Annotated in this window: 1 protein-coding gene; it reads right to left on the reverse strand. The window is 70.9% G+C overall.

Going from position 1 to position 1724, the window contains the following annotated elements; all coding sequences use genetic code 11:
• Window positions 1–1724 (reverse strand): condensation domain-containing protein (locus tag ACLZN2_RS50755; RefSeq protein ID WP_416987055.1); only part of this gene is annotated, 1724 nt, incomplete at both ends.

Consider the following 1724-nt stretch of genomic DNA (forward strand, 5'->3'; position numbering starts at 1 on the left):
CACCATCACCCCCACCACCGACTCACGCCCCACCCCACGAGACACCAACACCCCAGCCAACCGCGACGCCCGCACATCCAACTCCGCGTACGTCAACACCTCCCGCCCATCCACCACCGCCACCGCACCCGGAGTACGCACCACCTGCTCACGGAACCGCACCGGCACCACACCAGGCACCCCCACCACACCCGTGTCATTCCAACCCACCAACACCCGCCCCCGCTCACCCTCCGACAACACCTCAAGCGCGTGCAGCGATGTGCCGGGACGGTCGTTCAGGGCCCCGACGAGATGCTCGACGGCCGTGTGCAGCAGCTCGCACACCAACCCGGGATCACCGGGTTCGAGAGCGTCGACGGTCAGCTCGAACCCGATCTCCAGGTCGTCCACCGCCACGGACAGCGGATAGTTGGTGCCTCCCCTTCCATAGACCGTCGTCACGCCGTCCCACGCGAATCGGTCGCTGTCGCCGCGCCCTCCGTCCGTCCGCCGGCTGTGGCGGTAGTTCAGAAGAGAGGTGAACAGCGGGGCGGAGGCCGGGACACCACTCGCCTTCTGCGCCAGGGCCAGCGGGGCGTGCTCGTGCACCAGCAGGCCGGCCAGCTGCGCCTGCACCGCACGCACCGCACCGGCCACGTCCAGGCCCGCGACATCCACCCGCACCGGCAACGTGTTCATGAACGGACCCGGGATGCGCAGGGCGCCCGGTCCGGCGCTCATCCGGCCCAGCAGCACCGTTCCGAAGACGACGTCCGTCTGCCCGGACACACTCGCCAGCACCTGCGCCCACGCCACATGGAACAACGTCGCGACGCTCACCCTCAGCCGGCGTGCCTGCTCCCGCACCCGCTCCGCCAGGCCCTCGTCCACCATCAGCCGGGTCCGCCGCACACCGGTGCCGTCACCACGGGCGTCGGACAGACCGAACGGCAGCGTCGGCTCAGTGACATCGCCGAGCAGACCGGCGAAGTACTCCTCGTGCTCCTGACGGGACACCCCCAGCCGGGCCTGGGCGACGAAGTCACGGAACGGCAGCGGCGCCGGCAGTCCGTCCCCACGCCCCGCCATCAACGTCGCGACCTCGTCCAGCACCACCTCCAGCGCCGTGTGGTCCTGGAGGAGGTGGTGCGCCTGCACCAGGGCGAACCACCGCTCGCTGCCCGGCTCCGCCGCCACATGCACCCGCACCAGCGGCGCCCGTCGTACGTCCATCCACTCACCCGCGGCCGACAGCAGCTCGGCCGCCGCATCCCCGTCTCCGGGAAGCGTCACCTCGGTCACCGGTACGACCGCGCGACGCCACACCACCTGCACCGGCTCGGGCAACCCCTCCCACACCAGCCCCGTCCGGTGAATGTCGTGCCGGTCCACCACCCGCTGCAACGCCGACAGGAACCCGTCCAGCCGCTCACGCGTGTCGAAGCCCAACACCATCGGCACGAGGTACACGTCTGCCTCGCCGGGCCGGGCGAGCAGGTGGTGGAAGAAGATGCCCTCCTGCAAGGGGGCCAGCGGATACACGTCCGCCACGTTCGCCGCCCCGCCCTCGACCGCCGCACACACCAACTCCACGTGCTCCGGAGTGAGGTCCACGAGCGGCAGCATCTCCGGGGTGATCTCCTCCGCACCCTCCGGAATACCGTTCGGCGGCACCTCCACCACACCACCGCCGTCGCCCGCCGCGGCCAGCGCCGCCGGAGTGGGTGCTTCGAACAACGCCC

Source organism: Streptomyces sp. T028, assembly GCF_048159505.1.
GTDB lineage: Bacteria > Actinomycetota > Actinomycetes > Streptomycetales > Streptomycetaceae > Streptomyces.